The organism is Collinsella aerofaciens, from assembly GCF_964283865.1.
Taxonomy (GTDB): Bacteria; Actinomycetota; Coriobacteriia; order Coriobacteriales; family Coriobacteriaceae; genus Collinsella.
The window spans coordinates 1-24430 of sequence record NZ_CAXYLS010000006.1 but is presented as its reverse complement, the minus strand read 5'-3'; the positions used below and the strand labels follow the sequence as shown (position 1 = coordinate 24430).

Genomic DNA, 24430 nt, shown 5'->3' with positions numbered 1-24430 from the left:
AATATGGTATCAGCTGCAGAAATTATAGAGGAGGAGTCTGCCCATGCCGGGTAAAAGCCTAGAGAACATGCACGTAGCGGTCTTGGCGGGCGGTCATTCCGCCGAGCGCGAGATTTCGCTCGATTCGGGAAAGAACGTTGTGGTGGCACTGAAGGAAGCCGGCTACACCTCGGTGGAGCTGCTTGACACGGCCGCTGATGACTTTATGGTAACCATGGCGAACGGCGGATTCGATGTGGCATTTATCGCCATGCACGGCGCCGGCGGTGAGGATGGCGCCATGCAGGGTGCCATGGAGACCCTGGGTATCCCCTACACGGCCTCGGGCGTACTTGCCAGCGCCTGCGGTGCCGACAAGGAGGTCTCTAAGCTCCTGTACGCCAAGGCAGGCATTCCCATTGCCCCCGGCCTCGCGCTCGAGGTGGGCGATGAAGTCGATATCGATCATATCGTCGAGGTTTGTGGCGAGCGCTGCTTTGTGAAGCCGGCCGTCAACGGTTCCAGCTATGGCATTTCCCTGGTCCATGAGCCCTCCGAGCTGCCCGCGGCAATCGCCAAGGCGTTTGAGTACGGCGACAAAGTGCTGGTCGAGAAGTGCATCGAGGGTACCGAGATCACCGTCGGCGTATACGGCGAAGATGACGTGCGCGCCCTGCCGATTGTCGAGATTCGTAAGCCCGAGGACTGCGAGTTCTACGATCTGGACGTGAAGTATGTCGACCCTACGGATATCCATCGCATTCCGGCGCAGATTTCACCCGAGAATTACGCTCGCGCTCAGGAACTTGCCTGTGCCGCTCACAAGGCCCTCGGTTGCCTGGGTATCTCGCGCAGCGACTTTATTGTGAGCGAAGACGGTCCCATTATCCTCGAGACCAATACCATTCCCGGCATGACCGATACGTCGCTGTATCCGGATGAGATCCGCCACACCGACGACATGACGTTCCCGCAGGTCTGTGACAGCCTGATCCGTATGGGCCTTCGTCGAGCGGGCATTGCATGCTAATCGAGGACGCGGTTTCGTCAGGAACGCCGCAGTTTGTCATCGACTCCTATGCCACGCTTGCCGACCGCGCCAAAACGCAGTCCTTCGGCCTTATCGAGGAAGATGTGATTGTCCTCGATACCGAGACCACGGGTCTTTCGGTGCAGGACAACGAGCTGATCGAGATCTCGGCGGCCCGTCTTTCGGGCCGCGAGGTCATCGACCGCTTCGATACCTTCGTGCATCCCAAACAGCTGATTCCCGCCGAGATTACCGAGCTCACGAGCATTACAAATGCCGATGTGGCAGATGCCCCGTCGGCGGTTGAGGCCGTCGCCGCTCTCGCCGATTTTGTCGGTGGCTGCCCGGTGATCGCACACAACGCCACGTTCGACCGCTCGTTTATCGAGTCGGTCAAAGGCGGCGTCAACGTGAGCGATATTTGGATCGATTCGCTGGCGCTGTCGCGCATCGCGCTTCCGCGCCTGGCCTCGCACAAGCTGTCTTTTATGGCCGATCTGTTTGGCTGCGACTCGGTATCACACCGTGCCAATGCCGACGTCGACGCCCTGTGTGGCGTATGGCGCGTGTTGCTCGTGGCGCTCACCGACTTGCCCCAGGGCCTCATGGCGCGCCTAGCCGACATGCATCCGGACGTGCCTTGGTCCTATCGTCCTATCTTCTCATTCTTGGCAGGGCAGAACCCTGGTTCTATCTTCTCTCTCAGCGCCGCTCGTGTTGACGTTCTCAAGGCCGATCGCGCCGACGATCGGGTGGACGCCGATGAACTGCCGGTTCTCAAGATGCCGAGTCGTGAGGAGATTGAGGCAGACTATGCGCCAGGTGGCCTAGTCAATCGCATGTATCCCACCTACGAGCCGCGTGATGAGCAGATCGCGATGGCGCTCGAGGTCCGCGATGCGCTGGTCACGGGCACTCATCGAGTAATTGAGGCAGGCACAGGCGTCGGCAAATCGATGGCCTATCTGGTACCTTTTGCCGAGGCAGCGCGCCGTAACAACATCACGGTTGGTATTGCGACCAAATCGAACAATCTTGCCGACCAGCTCATGTACCATGAGCTGCCAAAACTTGCCGAGCAACTGGACGGTGGTCTGTCATTTTGCGCGCTCAAGGGCTATGACCACTATCCGTGCCTGCGCAAGCTAGAGCGCATGAGCCGCAGCCAGGTCGAGATTACCACCAAGCGCGATCCGGCGGACACGCTCACGGCGGTCGCGGTCATTATGGCGTACGTCTGCCAATCAGCCGATGGCGACCTCGACTCGCTCGGCATTCGGTGGCGCAGCGTCAACCGTCCCGACTTTACGACGGCCTCGCGCGAGTGCGCTCGTCGCCTCTGCCCGTTTTTCCCTGATAAATGTTTGGTCCACGGCGCTCGCCGTCGTGCGGCGCATGCCGATGTGGTGGTCACCAACCATTCCCTGCTGTTCCGCAGCGTCGCGGCCGAGGGCAGGATTTTGCCTCCGATTCGTCATTGGGTAATCGACGAGGCCCATTCCATCGAGCGCGAGGCGCGCCGTCAGTGGGCGCGCGTGGTGTCGGCGGACGAATCACGCGTTCTGTTTGAGCGTCTGGGTGGCTCGAGCACCGGCGCGCTAAGCCAGGTTTCCCGTGATTTGGCAACCTCCGAGGGCTCTACGCTCTATCTGGGCCTTACTGCCAAGGCGACGTCGACGGTTGCGCGCGCGAGCATGGCAATCGCCGACGTGTTCGATGGCGTTCGCGAGCTCGGCCGCCGTGCGCGTGGGGGTTATGACAATGCCAATCTATGGATTGGCCCCGAGCTGCGCGAATCTGACGACTGGCATGATTTCTTACAGTCGGCCTACACTGGCATCGACGCATTGGAACAAGCTGACAAGAGCGTCGACGCGCTGGTGCAAGCCGTCGCCGCCGACAAGCCCGAGGTTGTTGTCGACCTGGGTGATATCTCGCGCCGCCTGCACGAGCTGGCCGAGAACCTCAAACTCATCATTGATGGCACCGATGAACACTACGTGTATTCGCTGCAGGTCAATCGCAGACTTCGTGCCGGCGGAGAGTCGATGACCGCAGAGCGCATCGACATTGGCGAGGCTTTGGCAACCGAGTGGCTACCCGAGGTTCACACGGCTATCTTTGCCTCGGCGACCATGACGGTGTCCAAAAGCTTTGAGCACTTTAACCATGCGGTCGGCCTTGATCGCATCGGTGCTTCAACGTCGTCATCGCTGCACTTGGATTCGAGCTACGACTTCGATTCGAACATGGCTGTAGTCGTTGCGGGCGATATCCCCGATCCGCGCGATCGTGAGAGCTATCTTACGGCGCTCGACCGCGTACTGGTCGACGCCCATCTTGCTATGGGCGGATCGGTGCTCACGTTGTTCACCAATCGGCGCGACATGGAGGACCTATACGCCCGCGTTGAGCCCAAGATGGCCCGTGCGGGTCTGGAGCTCAACTGCCAGCAGCGCAACTCATCTCCTCGTCGCCTGCGCGACCGGTTTATCAACGAACCGACCTCGTCGCTTTTTGCGCTCAAGGCCTTCTGGGAGGGGTTTGATGCCAGCGGTGAGACGCTGCGCTGCGTCATCATTCCCAAGTTGCCGTTCTCGAGCCCCACGGACCCGCTCTCGTGCGAGCGCAACCTGCGCGAAGACCGCGCATGGGCGCGCTATTCGCTGCCCGAGGCGGTGCTCGAGGTTAAGCAGGCCGCGGGGCGTTTGATTCGCTCGTCGACCGATAGCGGTGTGCTGATCTTGGCGGATCCTCGCCTGGTGACGAAGGGCTATGGCAAGAAGTTCTTAACGTCGCTGCCCACGAGCTCCTACCAGCGCATCGAATCGGCGCAGATCGGGCACTATCTACAGCTGTGGCGTGCACGCCACGAGCGGCGGCGCTAAAGCGGACAGAAGAGGGTTTTTGCCATATCGCACAGACGCTTTGACAGGGCGGGGTCATCCAAGATGCGGATGGCTCCGCCCGCTGCGATTATCTGGCTCAGCAGCCAACGCTCGGAGCCGTAATGTACGGTTACCGTTGCCATGTCTGTCCCGCTGCGCTCGATGAGGGTGATGCCGGCCCAGTCCAGATGCTCCGCCATATCGAATGGCATCAAGAGCTTTGCGCTACGCTGCGTCCGGGCAAGGGAATCGTGGAGGGATGCAACGTCCGGTGCGTGAGGCACGACGGAGTCTTCCGTCAAGGCGAGTCCCTCGATTTTATCCATGCGATAGGTGCGCTGCTCATCGACCGCGATGTCCCAGGCAATCAGATATGTTTGGTCGCCGTTTGCTGTAATGCGCAAGGGGTCGACCAGACGCTCGCGTGGCCGCGCATCGTCCATCGAGCGATACGAGATACGACAGCGAACGCCGTCCTGAATGGCGCAGCTCAGCTGCTGCCAGTGCGACCCGTGGTTGACGGTGTCAAAGACGTGCTGGTTATAGCCGAGCTCTTCGGGTAGAAGAGCATGTCGAATTCGAGCCGCCGCCTGGGGCTCGATCCCCAACGATTCAAGTTCGTGGTTGAGCACAGCGCCCTCGGCGGCACTCAGGCGCAGCGGTAGTACACGCCCGGCGTCACCGGTGAGGACCACGCGCTCGCCGTGGCATTCGCAGATGATACGCGCACCCGATTCTCGGTCCGCGAGCGTCGAGACGATCTCGAGAATCTCGTCGAGCGACGCCCCCGTGATGTCAAAGCGACTGCAAATCTCGGTTCGTGTCATGCCGCTCTCGCCGGCGGCGTAGAGGGCCTCCATGATGTCGATGGCGCGCGAGAGCCTCTGCTCGCTGGTGAGTTTACGCACGGGCATGCTCGTGCACCGTCCTTTCAATGAGGTGGTTCCACGCCTGCTTGAGCGATTTGGGGGCCATGGGCCTCATGCCGTCCATGGCGTGGGCCATGCAAAATGAGGCGGCGGCTTCAAGATCGCGCACGTCAACGGTCCAAGTCCATCCCGAATCGGTGTGTGCGAGCTCACCTCGCCCGCGCGTGAGGCCGTTGATCATATCGATCTGCGTCTGCGGGGCGAACGAGAACGTAGCCGCAACGGGCGGGCGGTCGGCAAAATCGAATTCAAAGAACAGGTAGTCGTTGAGATTGAAGTCTGCAGGGATGGCGTAGGCCTTCGAAGGACGCCAAGCGCGAACGATACGGTCGCAGCGGAATGTCCTGATGTCGTCGGTGGCATTGTCGAGGCCGCAGAAGTACGCAACGCCCTCGCGCTCGAACATGCCGTAGACGCAGACGGTACGCTCTTTCTGCTCACCGCGTCCGTTCTGATATAAAAATCGCAGCGCGCATCGCTCGGCAAAGGCGCTCCATACCGCATCGACGGTGGGAGAGCGGCGGATCGGTGCTTCGTCCGCCGTCGTCCTGCCGGTGAGGTAGGCAATCTTGGAACGAATATCGGCAAGCGGCGCGGCAAAAGTGGATGAGCCGGCCGCTATTGTCTGGTCGATAGCGTTGAGCAGGATATCGGCGTCGTCTGCGGTGATGAGGCCGCCTGCCGCAAACGTGTGCTCGCGGTCGATTGTCCATGAGCTTTCCTCGGTCTCCTGCGCGCCGGCGGGGCGAACTTCCTTGATTAAGATGCCGCGTTCGAGCAGTTTGTCACGATCGCGCCGAAACTTGCGCTTATCCGAGTCGATATTGCCCGAGCCATATCCCAGGTCAGAATCCAAGACGATCTGCTCGGTCGTCAGCGGTTCGGGGGAGCTGTTGAGTACAAAGAAAAGATTGAGGATGCGCTGAGCCGTTTTATCGAAACTGGGCTCCGAATTCCCCTTTTTAATTGTCGCGGTCGCGTCGCTTGCCGTCATAGAGTCCTCGCATGAGAAGGTGGTTTGCTGCCATGATTTTAGTCCGATATGGAGATTAGGCTATATCCTTGTCCGCTCGGGGCGTTAAGATGGCCCGAATTCGGTCGTTTGCGCTCGCTCGGGGTATACTTTCGACTATATACGGTTCTAATGTGCATGCATTGGGCCTATTTGTCGGATTATGGATGTGGAGCGCACATGGCGAACACCCAGAACTATATTAACCACCTGCTGCAGAACACCGGCATCACGCCGGCATGCAGCGAAGAAGAGCGCTTGGCTGCCGAGGATATCGCTCAGATCTTCCGCAACCACGGCTTTGATCCCGAGGTTCAGGAGTTCAATGCCCCGGCGCCCAGCAGGTTGGCATTTGCCGTTACCGGTATTCTTGCGTTTGCCGGCGCCCTGCTGATGGGCATCGGCGGCGGCATCGGCTTGGTCGGCTCCTTGCTGGCCATTGTCGGCGCCGTTCTTTACGTGCTCGAGCGCACGGGCCACCCCGTGGTTTCGCGCCTGGGCAAGACGGGCGTGAGCCAAAATGTCATCGCCTACCACAAGGCCTCGGGCCCGCTCGCGTCTCCGCGCAACCGCCCGGTGGTCGTTGTCGCACACTACGACTCTCCCCGTGCTGAGCTGCTCGCCCGCGAGCCCTATGCTTCGTATCGTGCGCTCATCGCCAAGCTGTTGCCCGTTGCCACGGTTGCCCCTGCTGCCGTTGCCATCTTGCGTATCCTGCCGCTCCCCGGCGCGCTCAAGGTTCTGCTGTGGATTGTCGCGATCCTCGCTTCCCTCGTTGCGCTCGCCAGCGCGGCAAACATCATTTCTAACCGTTTTGTGCTTCCCTATACGTCCGGCGCAGTGTGCAACAAGTCTTCTGTCGCCGCTATGCTCGGCGTTATGGACAACGTTGCTCCCTTCCAGGGCGAAAACGAGTTTCCCGACGATGTTCCGTTCGATACCTATTTTGGGGAGCAGAAGCGTCGTGCCGAGGAGATGGCGCGCGCAGCAGCGGAGTATGCCGCGGCCCAACAGCAAAACGACTACGGCAACACCATCGAGTATGAAGAGCCTACCTACGCCGAGGACGAGTTCGGTCAGCCGATTGCTCCCGACGCTCAGACCGAGCCCGAACAGGGCGAGGCTTTCGACGAGCAGATCGAGGGCTTTGAGGGTGCGTCTGCCGACGAGACGCTGATTGGCGCCATCGTGCCCGAGGATCAGAATCAGGCTGTCCAGGCCGAAGAGTTCAATGACGAGGTTCCCACTGCCGAGCCGGCGGAGGAGCCTGTCGCGGCCGAGCCCGAGCCCAGGCTCTATCGCAATGCCGCCGGCAACATCCGCTTTGGTTCGGATGCCATCCGTGCGCTCGGAATGCTTCCCGAGTCCTGCACGCTCGATTACGAGGAAGGCGAGGAGCCGACGTTTGAGCCCGAGCCTGCCCCCGTCGTGACTGCATCTGCGCCCGTTGTCGCCGTGGATGATGAGTCTGCCGCGGTTGCCGCTGCCGTTGCCGAGCCCGAGGCGGTGTCCGCGATCGATCCCGCGGCAGGACTGGACATTTTGGCTCCCGCCGCGCCGGCGCAAGACGTTACGGACGAGCCTGACGACGATTACGCTGAACAGCCGAGGCGCGTGTCTTACGAGAGCGATACTGATTTCTCGGCCGAGATTCCCGCGGCAACGCCCCATGCCGATATTGCATCCGCGTTCTCTTCGATTGGCGCCAGCGCTTCCAACTTCTTTAAGGGTGCGCTTGCAAAGGGCAGGAAATTTGTCGACGATTTCGAGGGGAAGCGCGCTGCCGCACGCGAGGCTGCCGAGCAGGAGGCTATCGCTCAGCAGCAGGCAGCCGAGGCGGCACGTGAGCGCGCGGCGCAAGAGTTCGAGCAGAACGAGGCTATGCAGTCCGTGCCTGTCGACGCCGCCGAAGCTACAACGTCCTTTGAGGCTCAGCAGCACGTCGATAGCACCATGTCGTTTGATGCCGCGCAGTTCGATTCCACGATAACGTTTGAAAAGCAAGGCACCGCGATTGCCGAGCCCCTTCCTGTTTCCGATGAGCAGGGCGACGCGGCAGACGATGACGAGCCTATTGATGCTGCCGAAATCCAAGATGTCGCCGGGCACGAGCCCGTCGAGGTCAACTGTGACGAAGGGCAATACGCGGCAGCCGATCAAGGTGATTCGACCGAGGTCGAGCAGGAGGAAGTGCCTGCGGTTTCCGAGGCTCCCGAGACAGATGGGTCGAGGCCTTACTCCACGCAGATTTTCACCATGCCGATCCCGAGTGGTTCCGGTGCCACGGTTGCCGATGTCGCTCCCACTCAGGACGAAACGGTCGATTCCCTTATGGCCCAGATTTCCTCCCAAGCATCGCCGCGTCCGCAGATGAATGTTCCCGATCCGGCGTCGGCACCGTCGCCTGCACCCTCCTCGTCTCCGCTGGCTTCGGTCCCCGATCCGTCGCTGCCGTCGATGAAGCAGACAAACGTTGCGTCTCGCACGTCGCTGTTCGACCTTCCCGATCCCTCCGCACAGGTCAACGACCCCTTTGCTACCGCTCAGGGTCCCGAACCCACATCGGCACCCGTTGCGCCTCCTATGCCCGTTGCGTCGGGCGCACAGCCGATCGAGACCATTTCGGCTCCCGCCCCTGCGGCACCTAAGTCTCGCAAGCGCGGCCTGGGCGGCCTGTTCGGTCGTAAAAAGAAAAACGAACAGGACAGCATGAGTGACTGGCTGGGCGTCGAAGACGATTACGATGCCAAGAAGTCCGGTCGCGGCATCGGTTCGTGGGATAATTTCGAGGACGATAACGATGGCTGGAAGGGCGGCGCTACGTCTTCCGACGGTGCTTCTTCCGAAGATATGCTCTCGGCTGTCGCTTCTATGGGCGATGATGAGCTGCTCGGTCACGATATCTGGTTTGTGGCAACGGGTGCCTCGGATTGTGATGGCGCTGGCATGAAGGCCTTCTTGGCTTCGCATCGTGATAAGCTCCGCGGCGTATTCTTCATCAATCTTGAATCCGTCGGCGCCGGTAGGCTTTCGGTGGTGACGGTCGAGGGCGAACAGCAGCTGCTCAAGGGCGATCGCCGCATCATGAACCTGGTCAGCAAGGTGTGCAAGTCGTTCCATGTCGATTGTGGCGCGCTCGAGATGCCCTATGCCAAGACCGATGCCTACGCCGCGCTCGAGGCGAGCCGCCGAGCCCTCACCATCGCCGGCGTGGACGGCACGCGCCTGGCTTGCGCTCGTACTGAGGACGACCTGCCCCACAATGTCAACCCGACGAACATTGCCACGGTATCCGAGGTCGTGACCGAGGTTATCCGCCGTTCGTAGACGGAGCTCTAAGGAGTCAACGTGTTTTCGTATATTAAGCGCCATTGGCCTGTCTACGTGATTTTGACCTTGATCGCCATTGCGTTAGGATTTGGGGCTGCCTACATCGTGGGTGCGAAGGGCTCGACCCCCGCCTCCGCAATCAGCGAAGAGGTGGAGCAAGAACAGAGCACGGGTGCCGATGGGATTCCTGAGTCCGAGCAGGCAATCGTTGATGGTGGATCTTCGTCTGCAGAGTAGATACGGCGATTTAAATGATTGAAAGCGGGCGAGCCGGGGGACTGGCTCGCCCGCTTTTTTATCGCGCTAGAGCTTCTTTGGGATCGACCTAAGGCGAGCGAACCATAGGGCTGCGGCACCCGAGGTCAGAAGCGCGGTGATGCAAGCGGTGATGGGAACTGATCCTGTTGCCGGTAGGTCCTGCGGTAGGGTACAGCGTTGAATGACACTGTCCTCGTCATGTGACTCAAGTTTATCGCCGCCGCCGTTGCGGCAAAGATCGACGCGCGCGCTGTTGGTGAGTGCGGTTTGGGGCGTATAAGCCGACGTTGCCTGCATGTGCACGACTGCGCCCCGAGCGTCTGTGCCAAGGACTGCTTTGGCATCGTCAAGGTCGTCGTGCTCATCTTTGAGATCATCACGGGTCCAGGAATCCGCATCGCTTCGAGTCGTAAAGTCGGCGGCTGCTGCACCGTATTCAATGCGAATGCCCGTTACGACGGTATTGGACGCAAGGTCGAGTTCTTTCGCCTCGAGTGTGGTGGATTCCGTGGTCGAGACATCCGCCTTCCAGAGGTGCCAGCCGTCGTAATCGACGAGGTGGCAGTCCTCACCCAGGCTCTCTTTTACTTCGTCGGACTCAAGCCAAGGATTTTCGTGCCCATCGTCAAGTGTCGCGTTTGCCGGCTCATCGATGTCTGTCGAGTCCAACGGCGTCGTGCGATACCACACGTTGCACAGACCGTTGAGGTCGCCGATGGCGATGGGGGTTTCGATTGAGACGAATCTCGCCGTATCGTCCTCGGCGCACTCAAGATCATCGGTAATTGTGAACTCATCAACCCAGGTAGCTGAATCGTTTCGAGCGTCGATGGTATAGGAGAAAAGACCGTCCGTATTGGTTTGCGTTGCGGCGCGATTTTTACCATCGCCGTTGGCCAGTAGACCCTTCCCGATAGGTTGGACAAGCTCCTGACGCTTGTCGACCTGTCCTTTGATCTCGATGGCCGCATCCTTCATCGCGACGGATTGGACTTCTCCCGTATCCTTTATTTCAAACGTTATCTCCTCGGCAAGGTCATAGGTCCGCGGAGACATCATTTCGCGCAACGAGTAGGTGCCGGCTGCAAGATGTTCGACGCGGTGTGGCTTGTCGGATGAGGTCCAGGAGTCTATTTCGGTTTTATCGGGACCATATAAGGTGAGTTGTGCGCCTTCCACTTCCTGCTCACCGCTTGCATCGACCTTGGAGATATCAACCTTGGTGTAATCGTCGGATACGTTAAGCCGTGCTTCCACAACGGGCGTTTTCTGGTCGGCATAAGCGAGGTCTACGATATGGGGCGTTCGGTCGAGCAGGAAGCCTGCCGGCGCTTGAGTCTCGACAACCTCGTAGCGTGCGGTGCCAGATCCCAGCGGGAGGTCGTCCGCGCGTGCTTCTCCAGTTTCATCCGTTGTGACGGTAGCGACAGTCTCACCGTCGAGCGCGGCAATGCTACCGTCGGGGCGCACGATATCACCCGAGGCACGGATCTCAAAGATGGCGCCCGCGAGGCTGCTGCCGTCTACGGCATCGGTTTTAACGATCCTGATGTTTCCGGTCGCGGCGTGGTCATAATACGAGGCGATTGCAACGGGCGTTAGGTTCATGTCGGCGGGTATGTTTACCTCGATCTCTTCGCCGACAAGATAGGGCTCTTTGGCCGAGGTTTCGCGTACATAATAGGTGCCCGGCACGAGCGATTCGGGCAGTGTGACGGTCCCGGTCGCGTCAGTCGTAAAGGTGTCCATTACGTTATGTGCTGGATACCAGCAAGTTTGTGAGACAGGTTCGTGATTGCTGTCGAGAAGTTGGAAGGTGAATCCGGCTAGTGGAACAGAAGCGCCTGTTTGGGCATCGCGTTTTACAATCTGGAGATGCGTCGACAGAGCGTGGTTGTCCACGATATATTGAAGCTCGGCGCCGTTGGAAATCTGATTGGCCCCGACGGTCCATTCCCCTGCACGTTTAAAACCCTCGGGGACGGTTTCTGGAACCTCGCGAATCGTGTAGCCGGCACGGTCGTATGGGACGGCTCCGTGGACACCGGCGGGTCGCTTGCCTGTGCCGAACCATGCTTCGGGCTGATCTTTGGTGGAGGCAAAGCCATAGATGTTTGTGGTCAGTGTGCCAACAACCTGATGAGAGCTGTTGCTGACAACCTCAAAGACAACACCTCCCGCCGGCTGCTCTAGGCCGGATTGGTCGCTACTGCCGTAATCCTTGAATTTGGAAATCTCAAGGTCAAACGCAATGGGGATATCGGAAACGCGAGATTCGATCTCGACCACGCCTGAATCGCCGAGCTGGTCGGCTCCAACGGTATAGGTCCAGCTGTCGTTGGATGGCAGGTAGCCCTCGGGGGCTTTTGATTCGTAGATGGTAAAGGTTCCTAAGGGGACATCGGCGAGAGTGGCCCGACCGCTTTCGTCGGTCGTGAGGATTTGCGCCCATCCAGGGGTTGATTGCGACACACACGTGAACTCTGCTCCTGCGAGTGAGGATCCCACCTGGGGGCCGGCATTCGTCGCGGCATCGAGTTTTACGATACACAGGTTGATGGTGCCGGGCTGTTCATCAATGGCGACCTGTCCATCGTCATTCCCCGTGGTAAAGGCGATGCGATCACGACGGGGGACATAGCCGGCCGGCGCCTTCGTTTCAACTAGGTAGTATGCCGTGTTGGGCAGAAGTGCTGCCTGCGCTCGACCGTTGCTGTCCATCTGGACGGTGCCGACACGCGCGCCGCTGGCGCTCTCAAAAACATCGAATGTTGCCCCGTCAAACTCATAGGTATTGTTTCCGCTGGTAATAACGGTGTTCGCAGACTGCTTTTGGAAGGAAACAGAGACCGTCGGCAGTACATAGAGCATGTCTTGACGTTTGCTGCCGCCCGATACGGTTCCTAAATAGCGCCGCGCGCGGTGCGGAGCGGCTTTGATGCTTCCTGATTTTGCGCTGTCGTGGAGCCATCGCGCAGCCGCCACGACTTCATTGTCGGCGGTAAAGTGCCCACTCTTGGTTTTGCCCTGAGCGGTCGTGTAGGAGTAGGTGCCGTCGACATGGGTAGTGCCGTTGAGCATCCATACGGCAAGCTGGGTGGCGGCGCGGGCGCGATCGGGTGAAAGATGGTAAGCGCCAAACGACGTGGCGGTAGGATATCCGTGACAAACGATTGCCGCGAACTCGTCGTCGAGCCACACCCAGCCTTGATCAAAGTTGAGCCATGGGCCGCCCGGCTTGGTGGGGCCGGGGCGCTCCTGGTTCATGCAGTAGGCAATCGAGGCGTCTTGAGCTTCATATTTGCCGATAAAGAAGGGCCCACAATCATCGCTAATAGTGCGGAAGCCGAGCTGGTCGTAGCCATCGACGGCAAATGCGGCTCCCGGTGCCAGACAGCCGAAAAGCAGGAAGAGGAGCAGGAGCAGCGGACCTGTTGCGATTGCGCTGTGGACAGAGTGCGTGGGTGCGTTGGACATGGCTGCTCCTTATCCCTCGTGCGCCGCACGGGGAGGCCGCGGCGCTTGGGATGAGGCTACCGCCATGGTTCATGCGGGTAAGTACCAGAAGCTGACCAAAAGCTTGCCCGATTTCTGATAAATCGAGCCCAAATACAACAATCAGATAAAAGTGCAGGTAGAAGATAGGGAGAACAGGAGGTCAAAGGTCCTCGTCTCCACAATTGACATGTTTTCCAAACGAATCTCCACAGCTAAAACAAGCATCGCCACCCTTGTATCGAACAAGACAACCGCGTTATACTAGCCAACACACAAGCGGGCATCGCCAAGTGGTAAGGCATCAGCTTCCCAAGCTGACACTCGCGGGTTCGAGTCCCGTTGCCCGCTCCAGTTAAGAGCACAAGCACGGCACCATCACGGTGCCGTGCTTTTTACTATCAAGTGCCGGGACTCGAACCCGACAGGGTGCGAGCGTTAAATAAACGCGAAGCGTTTATAGCGAGCAGGCAAGGGCGCCGATAGGCGACCGCAGCCGGTGCGGATTTGCGAAGCAAATACGCAGACGTCTCGTTGCCCGCTCCCTCAGCAAAGGTGGACACTGGGACACACGGCTCGACCGGGTCGCCTTGAGCGGTTCCATGGACTGGGGTATGCCGACCGCAGCCGGTGCGGATTTGCGAAGCAAATACGCGGACGTCCCGTTGCCCGCTCCATCGGCCAAGGGGGATGCTTGGACACTCGGTTCGATCCGGTCTCCTTCGACGGCTTTGCGGACCGGGGCATGCTAACCACAGCCGGTGCACGTCCGCGACGCGGGCGCGCGGACGTCCCGTTGCCCGCTCCAATTCCAAAATGTTAGGTTCATGCCTACTGTCCATACTTGCACCTGCGCACGGTACAATGGTTGGGTTACGACCAACGTGCCAATAACCAAAAAGGAGCCGCTATGATCGATCGCTATACCCGCCCGGAGATGGGACACATCTTCTCCCTCGAGAACAAGTACGCCATTTGGCAGGAGATCGAGGTTCTGGCCTGCGAGGCCCAGGCGGAGCTCGGCAAGATCGGCATTTCTAAAGACGAAGCCCAGTGGATCCGCGACCATGCCAACTTTGAGAAGGCAAAGGTCGACGAGATCGAGGAAGTCACGCGCCACGACGTCATTGCCTTCCTGACCAACATGAAGGAGTACATCGATGCCGATGTTCCCGAGGGCGACCCCAAGCCCAGCCGCTGGGTTCACTATGGCATGACCAGCTCCGATCTGGGCGACACGGCCCTGTGCTACCAGCTCACCCAGGCCTGTGACCTGATCATCGAGGACGTCAAGAAACTCGGCGATATCTGCAAGCGTCGTGCCTTCGAGGAGCGCAACACGCTCTGCGCCGGCCGCACTCATGGCATCCATGCCGAGCCGATGACCTTCGGCATGAAGTTTGGCTCTTGGGCCTGGGAGCTCAAGCGCGATCTGGACCGTCTTGAGGATGCCCGCAAGAACGTTGCCTTTGGCGCTATCTCTGGTGCCGTCGGTACCTATAGCTCCATCGAGCCGTTTGTCGAGGAATATGTCTGCGAGCACCTGGGTCTGGTTCACGATCCGCTGTCCACGCAGGTCATCAGCCGCGATCACCATGCCTACCTTGCCGGCGTTCTCGCCACCACCGCGGCCACCTGCGAGCGCATCGCTACCGAGGTCCGCAATCTGCAGAAGACCGATACGCTCGAGGCCGAGGAGCCGTTCCGCAAGGGTCAAAAGGGCAGCTCCGCCATGCCGCACAAGCGCAACCCCATCACCATGGAGAAGGTCTGTGGCCTGTCGCGCATCGTGAAGTCCAATGCCCAGGTTGCCTTCGACAATGTCGCCCTGTGGCATGAGCGCGACATTTCGCACTCCTCTGCCGAGCGCGTCGCCCAGGCCGATAGCTTTATCGCACTCGACCACATGTTCCAGTGCCTTATCCGCGTTATCGACGGCCTGCAGCTGTATCCGGCTCGCATGATGGCCAACCTCAACAAGACTCGCGGCCTCATCTTCTCCTCCAAGGTCCTGCTGGCCCTCGTCGATACGGGCATCACCCGCGAGGATGCCTATGCTATCGTGCAGGAAAACGCCATGGCTACCTGGCACGAGGTGCAGGATTGCGTCTCCGGTCCCACCTTTAAGGAGCGTCTCGAGGCCGACCCGCGCTGTACCGTCAGCCAGGAGAAGCTCGACGAGATTTTCGATCCGTGGGATTTCCTCACCCGCATCGACACAGTCTTCGATCGCCTGGAGCAGCTGAGCTTCGAGTAGGTTCGGGCATAACGTTAGCTTTTTAGGGCGCTTTGCTGGTAATGTGTGTTGCCGGCAAAGCGCCTCGTTGCATTTAGGGAAAGACGGGGATAATAGTCGTCTCGAATAACATTCTGAGAGGGGATCGCATGATTTCGTTTGATTACAAGCCGCAGGGTGTATGCTCTCGCAATATTCACCTTGACCTTTCCGATGACGGCAGCAAGGTGCTGGGCGTTGAGTTTACCGGCGGCTGCGATGGCAACCTCAAGGCCATCTCCAAACTGGTCGAGGGCGCTCCTGCTGACCGTGTGATCGAGGTTCTTGCCGGCAATACCTGCGGCATGAAGAAGACCTCTTGCGCCGATCAGCTTACGCGCGCTATCGAGGCCGCTCGCGCCGAGATCGCCTAATGGGTATCGCCGACCACATCAAGAACGGAATATCGCGTCGCGGCTTTGTGCTCGGTGGAGCTGCCGCGGGCGCTGCCACGGTGCTTGCCGGATGTTCGAAAAAAACAGGCACCAGTGATGATGCCGCTGGCGAGCCGCAGGTTATCAAGGACGATTCGAAGATTGTCTCGATCACTGATGAGTACGAGGCAGTTGACATCGATCTTGAGCCGGCGGCATCGTGGACGCTGCCGCTGGGCACGTTGCTGTACTACTGCGATGGTGACTATGCTGCGGCAATGATGGCGCCCGCATCGGCACTGCACGCCAACACACTCGGTGTGCTCAACCTGGGCGATGGCTCGCTTACCACATTAATTGAGAATCCTATCGAGGGCACGGGATATGCTTTTTACGATGTCCGTGCCGGCGACGGCGTGTTTGCGTGGGTTGAGATGAACTTTGCCAGTTCATCGTGGAAGCTCTACGCTCAAAATCTGTCGGGCGCTTCGCTCTCTGGCGACGTGGTTGAGCTCGATCGAGGTGGCAAGGACTACGATCCGCCACTGTTTACGACGTTCGGGTCATCAGCCATCTGGTATAAAATGCCTTCGGCAGGCGGCAATAAAACGAGTAGTGATTCGTTTTGCTATCGTCGCTCGCTTGATGAATCCAAGGCCGAGACAATTTGGAAATCGACGGGCCGCTTTGCGTCGGCCCCGCGCGTGAGCGACGGCATTTTGACCATCTCGCCGCGTGTCCGCAACGACGAGGGCGTCTACTACGGCATAACGGCAATCGATCTGACCGATGGCAACAACACCAAACGTGCCCAGCTAGTCCTTCCCTCGTCAGTCTCGCCTTTCGAGGCCGTATATATGGGCGATACCTTCGTGTTTTCTATCGAGGCGACCTATAGTGGCGTGGGCAGCCTGGGCAACATGGGCACGTATATCGGTAATGAGGGAGGGCCATACCTCTTCCTGTCCCGCGAGCCGCTCGCATGTGCTGCCGGCAAGAAGAATAAATATCTCGTTAAGGTACAGGCATCGCATTTTCTCATCGACACCTCTGCCAAGACCTATGGCTCGCTACTGTCGCCCGACCGCGCTTTGGAATATGGCGATTATCCAGCTACGGCGGGAAAATCGGACTCATTTCTTACGTACGCCACGGTGCGCAACAGCCAGGGTATACCCGAGACGGTCACCGCACGCCTATTCTCTCTTTAAGCTTAGAGGGGTTAAAAAGGCGCCAACAGGGGAATAAACGCGTTGTAATTGTGAGTACCGCCCGCCGAGCTGCCGCGTCATAGTGGCATCCGGCGGGCTCAGGTGCGTTAAAATGGGCTTGTTCTTAGCTGATTGAGACAGGGGGGCCGTGTTATGGCTTCAGATGCAAAAAAGATTCTGCTGGTCGAGGATGAGAAGGCAATCCGTGACGCCGTCGCTGCCTATCTCGAGCGCGAAGGCTACTGGGTTGTGGGTGTCGGCGACGGCCAGTCCGCGATCGAGGAGTTCGAGAAGCATCAGTTTGACCTGGTCGTGCTCGACCTTATGCTCCCCAAGATCCCCGGCGAGCGCGTTTGCCGCACCATTCGCGATACCTCGGATGTCCCCATCATCATGCTGACTGCCAAGGGCGAGATCGAGGACCGTATTATCGGTCTTGAGCTCGGCGCCGACGACTATCTGATTAAGCCGTTCTCGCCGCGCGAGCTTGTCGCGCGCGTTCGCGCTCTGTTCCGCCGTGCCCATCAGGCCGACGAGCCAGCCGTCGAGGTACTCGACTTCGGCGATCTGGTCATCGATATCTCGGGCCACAAGATTTTGGTCGAGGGCAAGGAAGTCGACCTGACGGCTTCCGAGTTTAAGCTGCTCACCACGCTTGCCCGTCACCCCGGTCGCGTCTACAACCGCATGGAGCTGGTCGAGAAGGTGCTCGGCTACGACTTTGAGGGCTATGAGCGCACCATCGATAGCCACGTGAAGAACCTTCGCGCCAAGCTGGGCGATGATCCCAAGAAGCCCAAGTGGCTCTACACCGTCCACGGTGTCGGCTATCGCTTCGAGGCTCCGGCCAAGACCGATAAGTCGGACGAGAAATAGGGAAATCACATATGACACCTGCGCGCTTTGAAATCGGACAAAAGCACAAGCAGGAGAGCGAGGCGGGTTCCAAGGCTAGTTGGAACACGCCTCGCTCCGATTCACGGCCAACGATGAGCTATCCCTCGCGCATGGCACTTGCTTTTGCTCTGACATCGCTCATGACGGTATTGGTGCTGGTGGGCGTGGTCTCTGTTGTGTGGGGCACGGTCTTTTCGGATTACACGCGCTCCAATATCGTCGAAATCGCAAATTCCGCTGCCGAAAAGCTTGCGACGTCGTATGAGGAAAACGGCAATTGGACTGCGGGCGAGCTACGTACGGTCGCGACATCAAGTTTGGTGTCCGACGACCTGAGTATGCAGGTCGTCAACAAGAAAGGCGTTGTCGTTTATGACGACTCATGGCCTTCGGCAAGCGCGACCGCCGATGTGCGCGAGAACGAATCGCCGTCGAGCAGCTCGAGCGGGAAAAAAGCATCGCATAGTCCGGTCTCGTCGGCTCCCACCGGCTCCGATAGCGTTGCAAACGTCGAAATCATAACGTCTTCCGGCGAGCATGTCGGACAAGTAAAGCTGTGGGCCATCGGCTCCGATGCCTTGCTCACCAAGGCAGATTCTGCGTTTAGGGAGAAGACCTTTAACGCCATGGCCCTTGCTGCGGTTGTTGCAGTTTGCATTTCGGTCGTTATCGGATCACTCGTGTCGCGCATGCTCACCAAGCCGATTCACCGTATTACCAGCACGGCCAAGCAAATTCGCGATGGCGATCTGTCTGCTCGTACGGGCTTGCGCGGCGATGACGAGATCGATCAACTGGGCGAGACATTCGATGAGATGGCCACATCGCTCGAGAAGGATATGAAACACGAGAAACGTTTGACCTCGGACGTGGCTCACGAACTTCGCACTCCGCTTATGGCCATGCTCGCAACGGTCGAGGCCATGCAGGATGGCGTATATCCTACCGACGATGAGCACTTGGAGACTGTTGCTTCCGAGACGCGTCGCCTGGCTCGTCTGGTGCAGCAGATGCTCGACCTGTCGCGCATGGAAAACAGCACGGCCCCGCTCAACCTTGAGCCGGTGGACATGGTTCCTTTCGTGCGTTCCATCGTCAATGCCCAGGAGCGCCTGTTTGTCGACCGCGATCTGCGCTTGCGCTTTGCTGACGAGACCCAAGGTCACGACGATGTCGTCGAAGCCGATCCCGACATGATCACACAATGCGTCATCAATCTCATGAGCAACGCCATGCGCTACACCCCCGAGGGCGGTTGGGTCGTGGTGTCGGTGCTCAGTGACCGCAAACACGTCAGCATCGCCGTTTCTGATACCGGCATCGGTATTGCCAAGGATGACTTGTCGCGCATCTTCGGCCGTTTTTGGCGCGCCGATGCCAGCCGTGCCCGTGAGGCGGGCGGTCTGGGCGTGGGCCTCGCCGTGACTAAACAGATCGTCGAGCGCCATCACGGCTACATATCCGTGGAGTCGGAGCTTGGAAAGGGTACGACTTTTACGATTCATCTGCCTCGCGAGCACACGGCGGACGCGGCATCTACTACAATGGAGCACTAGCTTTTCGCTATTCGGTGAAGGAGGGGTTTCGTCCCTGCCGCTCCGAGTTTGCGAAAACGTGCGGGAAAGAACCCGCATTACTGTCGTATTTTGGTAAGGAGTGACTCACGTGACAACGATGGAGCGTCGTCCGGATTCCCGTGGCAAGGTTCGTGATATCTACGATGCCGGTGAAAACCTGCTGATGGTCGCCACCGACCGCATTTCTGCGTTCGACTTCATTCTTCCCGACGAGATTCCGTTTAAGGGAGAGGTGCTCAACCGCATCTCGGCATTCTGGTTCGATAAGTTTGCCGACATCGTTCCCAACCACCTCGTTTCCATCGACCCGGCGGATTTCCCTGAGGAGTTTGCTGAGTATCGTGACTACCTCGCCGGCCGCGCCATGCTGGTTAAGAAGGCCCAGACGATTCCTATCGAGTGCATCGTCCGCGGCTATCTGACCGGTTCGGGCAAGAAGACCTACGACGAGAACGGCACCGTCTGCGGCATCCAGCTGCCTGAGGGCCTGACCGAGGCTTCCAAGCTTCCCGAGCCGCTGTTTACGCCGTCCACGAAGGCCGAGATCGGTGACCACGACGAGAACATCTCGTTCGAGCGTTGCTGCGAGATCGTGGGCGAGGACATCGCCACGCAGATTCGCGACCTTTCCCTCAAGATCTACAAGGCTGCCGCCGAGTATGCAGCGACCCGTGGCATCATCATTGCCGACACCAAGTTCGAGTTCGGTGTCATCGATGGCAAGGTTACGCTGATCGACGAGTGCCTCACGCCCGACTCCAGCCGTTTCTGGCCTGCCGCCAGCTACGAGGAGGGCAAGATTCAGCCCAGCTACGACAAGCAATTCGTCCGCAATTGGCTCAAAGCCAACTGGGATATGACGGGGGAGACCCCGCACCTGCCCGCCGAGGTCATCGATGGCACGTCCGAGCGCTATCGCGAGGCCTTCCAGATCATCACGGGCTCCCAGTTCACAAGCATGAAGGAGAACGCATAAGTGAGTACCCGTAGCGCCACGAACAAGCGCACGCAATCCCACGAGGTTACCGGGGTTGCGCGCAAGTCCGCCGCATCTGCTAAGCCTGCCCGTCAGGCAGCGAGCTCTGTCCGCGTCGTGCCGGCTTCGTCTAAGGCACGCCGCAAAGAGCTCGAGAAGGGCGAGAACCTCGAGGGCCTCTCTAAAGAGGAGAAGCGCGCCCGCAAGGCTAAGCAGCGCGCCAAGGAGGACCGCATCTACACGGTGTCGAATATCCTTCTCAAGCAGGATGAGGACTACACCAAGCGCCGCCGTATTTGGTGGGCTGTGCTCGCTATCGGCATGGTGCTCGTCGTGGCAATCGGGGCTTCGCTCTACTTCGCTCCCGGCGGCACGGTGTCCAGTCCTGTTCAGATGGTCGGCATCGTTTTGTCCTATGTCATCATCCTGGGTGACTTTGTCTACGACTTCGCTCGTATTCGTCCCTTGCGTAACATGTATCGCGCGCAGGCCGAGGGCATGTCCGAGAACAAGCTCAACGCTCTTATCGAGCGCGCAGCTGCCGAGGAGGACAAGAAGGACTCCAAGAAGAAGTAGCGTTTGCATGCATACTTATCGCTAAGATATAAGGCGCGTCGTTTTTGCGGCGCGCCTTTTTACTGTTCTATAGATAGATGGAGTGGCACATGATTCGAGCTGCCCTGACGGTCGAAGAGGCTCTGGAGGGCATGAAGGCCCTGGAGCCCAAGATTAAAAACTATGCGCGCTTGGTTGTCCGCAAGGGCGTAAACGTCAAGCCCGGCCAGGAGGTTGTCGTTCAGTCTCCGGTCGAGTGCGCATCCTTTGCCCGCGTGGTGGTCGCGGAGGCTTATGCCGCCGGCGCTGGCCACGTGACGGTCATTTGGGCCGATGATGCCGTGACGAGGCTCACGTACGAGCATGTCGATAAAAGCTATTTTGAGCAGACGCCCGAGTGGAAGCGCATGCAGCTGGATTCCCTGGCCCAGGATGGTGCCTGCTTTGTCTTTATCGAGGGGGCGGATCCTGCGGCCCTCAAGGGCATCGATCCAGCCAAGCCGGCCGCGGCATCCAAGGCGAGGAATACGCAATGCAAAGTTTTCCGCCGTGGACTGGATTACAACATCAATCCGTGGTGCATCGCCGGCGCTCCGGTCGTGGCTTGGGCGCACGAGGTGTTCCCGGGAGACGCCGATGAGGTTGCAATCTATAAGCTGTGGAATGCGATTCTGCACACCGCGCGCGCCGATGGCCAGGACCCAGAGAGCGACTGGGAACTCCATGACGCCGCATTCGAAAAGAACCTGCGTTTTCTGAACGACAATCGTTTCGACTACCTGCATTACGCCGCGGCAAATGGAACCGATCTGACGATTGGCATGACGAAAGGTCACGAGTGGGCCGGCGGCAAGGGCAAGACGCCCGAAGGGCACCCCTTCTTCCCCAACATTCCCACCGAGGAAGTCTTCACTTCGCCCGATCGCATGCGCGCCGACGGTATCGTGTACTCGGCCATGCCGCTCATCCACCATGGCAATAAGGTCGACGATTTTTGGATTAAGTTCGAGGGCGGCCGCGTAGTGGACTACGATGCCCGTGTGGGCAAGGCAACGCTCGCAAGCATCATCGATACTGACGAGGGCGCTGCTCACCTGGGAGAGGTCGCGCTCATCTCCAAGAACACGCCGATCCGCGAAAGTGGCGTACTGTTCTACGATACGCTCTATGACGAGAACGCTAGCTGCCATCTCGCGCTAGGTGTCGGTTTCCCCGAATGCATCGAGGGTGGGTATGACATGTCCAAGGAAGAGCTCCTGGAGCATGGCGTTAACGTCTCGAGCACGCACGTCGATTTTATGATTGGCACGGACGACATCGATATTACGGGCATTACGCCTGATGGACGTGAAGTTGTGATTTTCCAGAACGGCCAATGGAGTTGGGAATAGTCCCAGACCGTGGTACAATGCCACCCGCGGGCCGTTAGCTCAGCTGGCAGAGCAGGGGACTTTTAATCCCAAGGTCCAGGGTTCGAACCCCTGACGGCCCACCATAGAATGGAAAAGCGACTGGCGGATGCCGGCCGCTTTTTTGTTGCCGCGACGCGGGTTCGAACCCGAAAGGGCGCGGAGCTGAGTAAACGCGTGAGCGTTTGCCAGCGCAGCGCGCAAGGCGCGAAGCGCCGCAGCGGCCGCCTGCGGAGCAGGCTGAACCCCTGACGGCCCACCCAAAGTAAGGAATACGAAATGAAAACAAATAGATACGGAATTAGCGGCAGCACATTAAAGATAATAGCAGCCATTTCGATGGTTCTCGATCATGTAAGCAGGATCGTCCTGACCAATGGAATCATGACTCACGCATCGTACAGTCAGATATCAGACGAACAGTGGGCGATTCTAAGCGAGGCTTCGGATGTGCTTCATGTTCTTGGCAGAATTGCATTTCCCTTATTTTGCTTTTTGATAGTTGAGGGATTTTTGCATACTCATGACTTAAAGAAGTACCTGCGAAATATGCTTGTCTTCGCAATCATTGCGGAGCCCATATACGATTTCGTCCAAACCGGGCAACTATTTGACCTTCGGCAACAAAATGTTATGTGTGAGCTCCTGCTTTCCTTGGTCTTTTTGATTGTTCTGGAAAAGATACAAAGTCTTTCAAAACGGAAAAGATACATCGCAGAAACTGCTCTGATTGTTTTGACAGCACTGGCAGCTGAATACACTAAACTAGATGGCGGTGTGTATGGCATTATGCTTGTGGCCGCATTCTATTTATTCCACGACAGCAAGGCCAAGATGTTCTTTGCTGCAGTATGTGCAGTGCTCCTTTCGTCATGCCATATAGTTGGCGGCGGATTTGAGTTTGCTACAGCTAATGTACTTAATCCTGATGTTGCTGCCGCGGTCGTTTCGTTGCTGCTTATCAATCTTTATAATGGTAAGCGAGGGCTGAAGCTCAAATATTTCTTCTACATTTTCTATCCGGCACATCTTGCTCTGCTTTATGGTGTTTCACTTATTGTTTTGAACTGTCTTTAAAAACTCTCAAACAAGTCTCTGAAAACGGAAACAAATTGACTCTAAGACTGCTTGTAAATTTCCGGAAGACCTGAGAGATGCGAGGATAGGCAACGAGGGTTGCAGAGAGATGCTTCTCAGTTCTCTGGCGGATCGCACGTATCTGTATGAGGATCACTTCCACATACTCATTAATAACAGTGATAAACACGGCAGATCCTCAAAACATGAGGCTGTGGAGGTCGAACGATGCTTCGAAAGCATGAATGGCAGCGAGAAAATGAGTTCGGAAGCGCCCTCTGGATGATCCAGCATAGAATAGAAAGCGATCGGCTCCGGCTGGTCGCTTTTTTGTTGCCGCGCCACGGGTTCGAACCCGAACTTCTCTATATATAAGAACGCTTGGCGAACAAAACCTGCCTTTTACCGACGGGAAACAAATAGCTGATGCTTTTGGAGTAAAGTGGCGCTCCAGAGATGACCGATGCCTTAACACCTATAAACCAGCTGGTCATCGCCAATATCAGAAGCCAATGCTTCAGTTTTAACCTCAGTGATGCGACTGAGGGACCTATTCATTTGTGAACAAAATATGGAGTGCGCGATTCCCGCCCCCGGCGCCCCTCCGGTCTGGCAATATATCTCCTTGCCGCGCGGCCCGGTCGGACCGGATGAGCCGCAAAGCGTGCACCTTGAGAACCGGATACTGCGAGGATGGACACATTCAGTGTCGCATCCGGGCAGACATCGAACCATTTGAAATGGTCTAACTTGGATTTGTTTTTCGCAAGGCCGCCGAGAGGCGGCCCCGAGAAATTCCTTTTCCTATACAGAACCATATGAATCGAACGGAACCGATCAGCGATGAACTGAGAGGACCGGACGGGCTCGAAGCCCAGATATTTTGGACGGAGAGTTCGATCCTGGCTCAGGATGAACGCTGGCGGCGCGCCTAACACATGCAAGTCGAACGGCACCCCTCTCCGGAGGGAAGCGAGTGGCGAACGGCTGAGTAACACGTGGAGAACCTGCCCCCTCCCCCGGGATAGCCGCCCGAAAGGACGGGTAATACCGGATACCCCCGGGCGCCGCATGGCGCCCGGGCTAAAGCCCCGACGGGAGGGGATGGCTCCGCGGCCCATCAGGTAGACGGCGGGGTGACGGCCCACCGTGCCGACA

At 58.4% G+C, this 24430-nt stretch carries 16 protein-coding genes, 2 tRNA genes and 1 rRNA gene; 16 read left to right on the top strand and 3 right to left on the bottom strand.

The genetic code is table 11. From position 1 onward, the window contains the following. Positions 1 to 43 precede the first annotated feature (43 nt). On the top strand, positions 44 to 1009 hold the full coding sequence (locus ACRX4W_RS05140) for a D-alanine--D-alanine ligase family protein (protein ID WP_432299491.1): 966 nt from the start codon (positions 44 to 46) through the stop codon (positions 1007 to 1009). Further along, the gene (locus ACRX4W_RS05135; protein ID WP_349102506.1) at positions 1003 to 3897 is read left to right on the top strand and encodes a helicase C-terminal domain-containing protein; all 2895 of its coding nucleotides are present in this window, start codon (positions 1003 to 1005) and stop codon (positions 3895 to 3897) included. The genes ACRX4W_RS05140 and ACRX4W_RS05135 overlap by 7 nt, the downstream gene beginning before the upstream one ends. Here ACRX4W_RS05135 and ACRX4W_RS05130 read toward each other — a convergent pair. Then, the gene (locus tag ACRX4W_RS05130) at positions 3894 to 4811 is read right to left on the bottom strand and encodes a helix-turn-helix transcriptional regulator (RefSeq protein ID WP_253057054.1); all 918 of its coding nucleotides are present in this window, start codon (positions 4809 to 4811) and stop codon (positions 3894 to 3896) included. The genes ACRX4W_RS05135 and ACRX4W_RS05130 overlap by 4 nt on opposite strands. After that, positions 4798 to 5820 carry a helix-turn-helix transcriptional regulator gene (locus ACRX4W_RS05125; protein ID WP_117647825.1) on the bottom strand — a complete coding sequence of 341 codons (1023 nt, stop codon included), beginning with the start codon at positions 5818 to 5820 and terminating at the stop codon, positions 4798 to 4800. Before ACRX4W_RS05125 ends, ACRX4W_RS05130 begins: the two co-directional genes overlap by 14 nt. A gap of 198 nt (positions 5821 to 6018) precedes the next feature. On the opposite strand from ACRX4W_RS05125, the gene ACRX4W_RS05120 reads away from it, so the two are divergent. Both ACRX4W_RS05120 and ACRX4W_RS05115 read left to right on the top strand, forming a co-directional pair. Continuing rightward, positions 6019 to 9165 carry a hypothetical protein gene (locus ACRX4W_RS05120; RefSeq protein ID WP_432299488.1) on the top strand — a complete coding sequence of 1049 codons (3147 nt, stop codon included), beginning with the start codon at positions 6019 to 6021 and terminating at the stop codon, positions 9163 to 9165. Between the two features lie 21 nt (positions 9166 to 9186). Then, positions 9187 to 9405: a hypothetical protein gene (locus tag ACRX4W_RS05115; RefSeq protein WP_022094153.1), complete on the top strand. Its 219-nt coding sequence runs from the start codon at positions 9187 to 9189 to the stop codon at positions 9403 to 9405. A gap of 66 nt (positions 9406 to 9471) precedes the next feature. On the opposite strand, the gene ACRX4W_RS05110 is transcribed toward ACRX4W_RS05115, so the two are convergent. After that, positions 9472 to 12903: a SpaA isopeptide-forming pilin-related protein gene (locus tag ACRX4W_RS05110; RefSeq protein WP_432299486.1), complete on the bottom strand. Its 3432-nt coding sequence runs from the start codon at positions 12901 to 12903 to the stop codon at positions 9472 to 9474. 297 nt (positions 12904 to 13200) lie between these two features. Between ACRX4W_RS05110 and ACRX4W_RS05105 the strand changes: the two genes are divergently transcribed. The 12 genes from ACRX4W_RS05105 to ACRX4W_RS05050 all read left to right on the top strand — a co-directional run. After that, positions 13201 to 13275: transfer RNA gene (locus ACRX4W_RS05105), tRNA-Gly, on the top strand. Positions 13276 to 13831: 556 nt separating this feature from the next. Then, positions 13832 to 15178: an adenylosuccinate lyase gene (gene purB / locus ACRX4W_RS05100; RefSeq protein WP_432299484.1), complete on the top strand. Its 1347-nt coding sequence runs from the start codon at positions 13832 to 13834 to the stop codon at positions 15176 to 15178. Positions 15179 to 15306: 128 nt separating this feature from the next. Then, entirely contained in the window at positions 15307 to 15570 is a 264-nt protein-coding gene (locus ACRX4W_RS05095; RefSeq protein ID WP_117564003.1) for a TIGR03905 family TSCPD domain-containing protein, read from the top strand. Further along, positions 15570 to 16781: a hypothetical protein gene (locus ACRX4W_RS05090; protein WP_432299483.1), complete on the top strand. Its 1212-nt coding sequence runs from the start codon at positions 15570 to 15572 to the stop codon at positions 16779 to 16781. The genes ACRX4W_RS05095 and ACRX4W_RS05090 overlap by 1 nt, the downstream gene beginning before the upstream one ends. A gap of 153 nt (positions 16782 to 16934) precedes the next feature. Continuing rightward, positions 16935 to 17657 carry a response regulator transcription factor gene (locus tag ACRX4W_RS05085; protein ID WP_006236208.1) on the top strand — a complete coding sequence of 241 codons (723 nt, stop codon included), beginning with the start codon at positions 16935 to 16937 and terminating at the stop codon, positions 17655 to 17657. 11 nt (positions 17658 to 17668) lie between these two features. Then, positions 17669 to 19234 carry a sensor histidine kinase gene (locus tag ACRX4W_RS05080; protein WP_161194423.1) on the top strand — a complete coding sequence of 522 codons (1566 nt, stop codon included), beginning with the start codon at positions 17669 to 17671 and terminating at the stop codon, positions 19232 to 19234. A 118-nt stretch (positions 19235 to 19352) separates the two neighbouring features. Next, positions 19353 to 20231 carry a phosphoribosylaminoimidazolesuccinocarboxamide synthase gene (locus ACRX4W_RS05075; RefSeq protein WP_035136481.1) on the top strand — a complete coding sequence of 293 codons (879 nt, stop codon included), beginning with the start codon at positions 19353 to 19355 and terminating at the stop codon, positions 20229 to 20231. Next, complete coding sequence (locus ACRX4W_RS05070) at positions 20232 to 20807, top strand: hypothetical protein (protein WP_432299480.1); 576 nt, start codon at positions 20232 to 20234, stop codon at positions 20805 to 20807. An 89-nt stretch (positions 20808 to 20896) separates the two neighbouring features. After that, complete coding sequence (locus ACRX4W_RS05065) at positions 20897 to 22177, top strand: aminopeptidase (protein WP_432299479.1); 1281 nt, start codon at positions 20897 to 20899, stop codon at positions 22175 to 22177. Positions 22178 to 22205: 28 nt separating this feature from the next. Beyond that, positions 22206 to 22281: transfer RNA gene (locus ACRX4W_RS05060), tRNA-Lys, on the top strand. Positions 22282 to 22474: 193 nt separating this feature from the next. After that, positions 22475 to 23272 (top strand): TraX family protein, encoded by a 798-nt coding sequence (locus ACRX4W_RS05055; protein ID WP_253057066.1) that lies wholly within the window; start codon positions 22475 to 22477, stop codon positions 23270 to 23272. 884 nt (positions 23273 to 24156) lie between these two features. Then, positions 24157 to 24430 (top strand): 16S ribosomal RNA (locus ACRX4W_RS05050); the annotation flags it as partial.

Excerpts from the sequence above, each read along its gene's own strand:
- ACRX4W_RS05140 (WP_432299491.1), top strand. The coding sequence starts at position 44 with ATGCCGGGTAAAAGCCTAGAGAACATGCACGTAGCGGTCTTGGCGGGC.
- ACRX4W_RS05110 (WP_432299486.1), bottom strand. The coding sequence starts at position 12,903 with ATGTCCAACGCACCCACGCACTCTGTCCACAGCGCAATCGCAACAGGT.
- ACRX4W_RS05135 (WP_349102506.1), top strand. The coding sequence starts at position 1,003 with ATGCTAATCGAGGACGCGGTTTCGTCAGGAACGCCGCAGTTTGTCATC.
- ACRX4W_RS05130 (WP_253057054.1), bottom strand. The coding sequence starts at position 4,811 with ATGCCCGTGCGTAAACTCACCAGCGAGCAGAGGCTCTCGCGCGCCATC.
- ACRX4W_RS05085 (WP_006236208.1), top strand. The coding sequence starts at position 16,935 with ATGGCTTCAGATGCAAAAAAGATTCTGCTGGTCGAGGATGAGAAGGCA.
- ACRX4W_RS05120 (WP_432299488.1), top strand. The coding sequence starts at position 6,019 with ATGGCGAACACCCAGAACTATATTAACCACCTGCTGCAGAACACCGGC.
- ACRX4W_RS05075 (WP_035136481.1), top strand. The coding sequence starts at position 19,353 with ATGGAGCGTCGTCCGGATTCCCGTGGCAAGGTTCGTGATATCTACGAT.
- ACRX4W_RS05095 (WP_117564003.1), top strand. The coding sequence starts at position 15,307 with ATGATTTCGTTTGATTACAAGCCGCAGGGTGTATGCTCTCGCAATATT.
- ACRX4W_RS05055 (WP_253057066.1), top strand. The coding sequence starts at position 22,475 with ATGAAAACAAATAGATACGGAATTAGCGGCAGCACATTAAAGATAATA.
- ACRX4W_RS05090 (WP_432299483.1), top strand. The coding sequence starts at position 15,570 with ATGGGTATCGCCGACCACATCAAGAACGGAATATCGCGTCGCGGCTTT.
- ACRX4W_RS05125 (WP_117647825.1), bottom strand. The coding sequence starts at position 5,820 with ATGACGGCAAGCGACGCGACCGCGACAATTAAAAAGGGGAATTCGGAG.
- purB (WP_432299484.1), top strand. The coding sequence starts at position 13,832 with ATGATCGATCGCTATACCCGCCCGGAGATGGGACACATCTTCTCCCTC.
- ACRX4W_RS05065 (WP_432299479.1), top strand. The coding sequence starts at position 20,897 with ATGATTCGAGCTGCCCTGACGGTCGAAGAGGCTCTGGAGGGCATGAAG.
- ACRX4W_RS05080 (WP_161194423.1), top strand. The coding sequence starts at position 17,669 with ATGACACCTGCGCGCTTTGAAATCGGACAAAAGCACAAGCAGGAGAGC.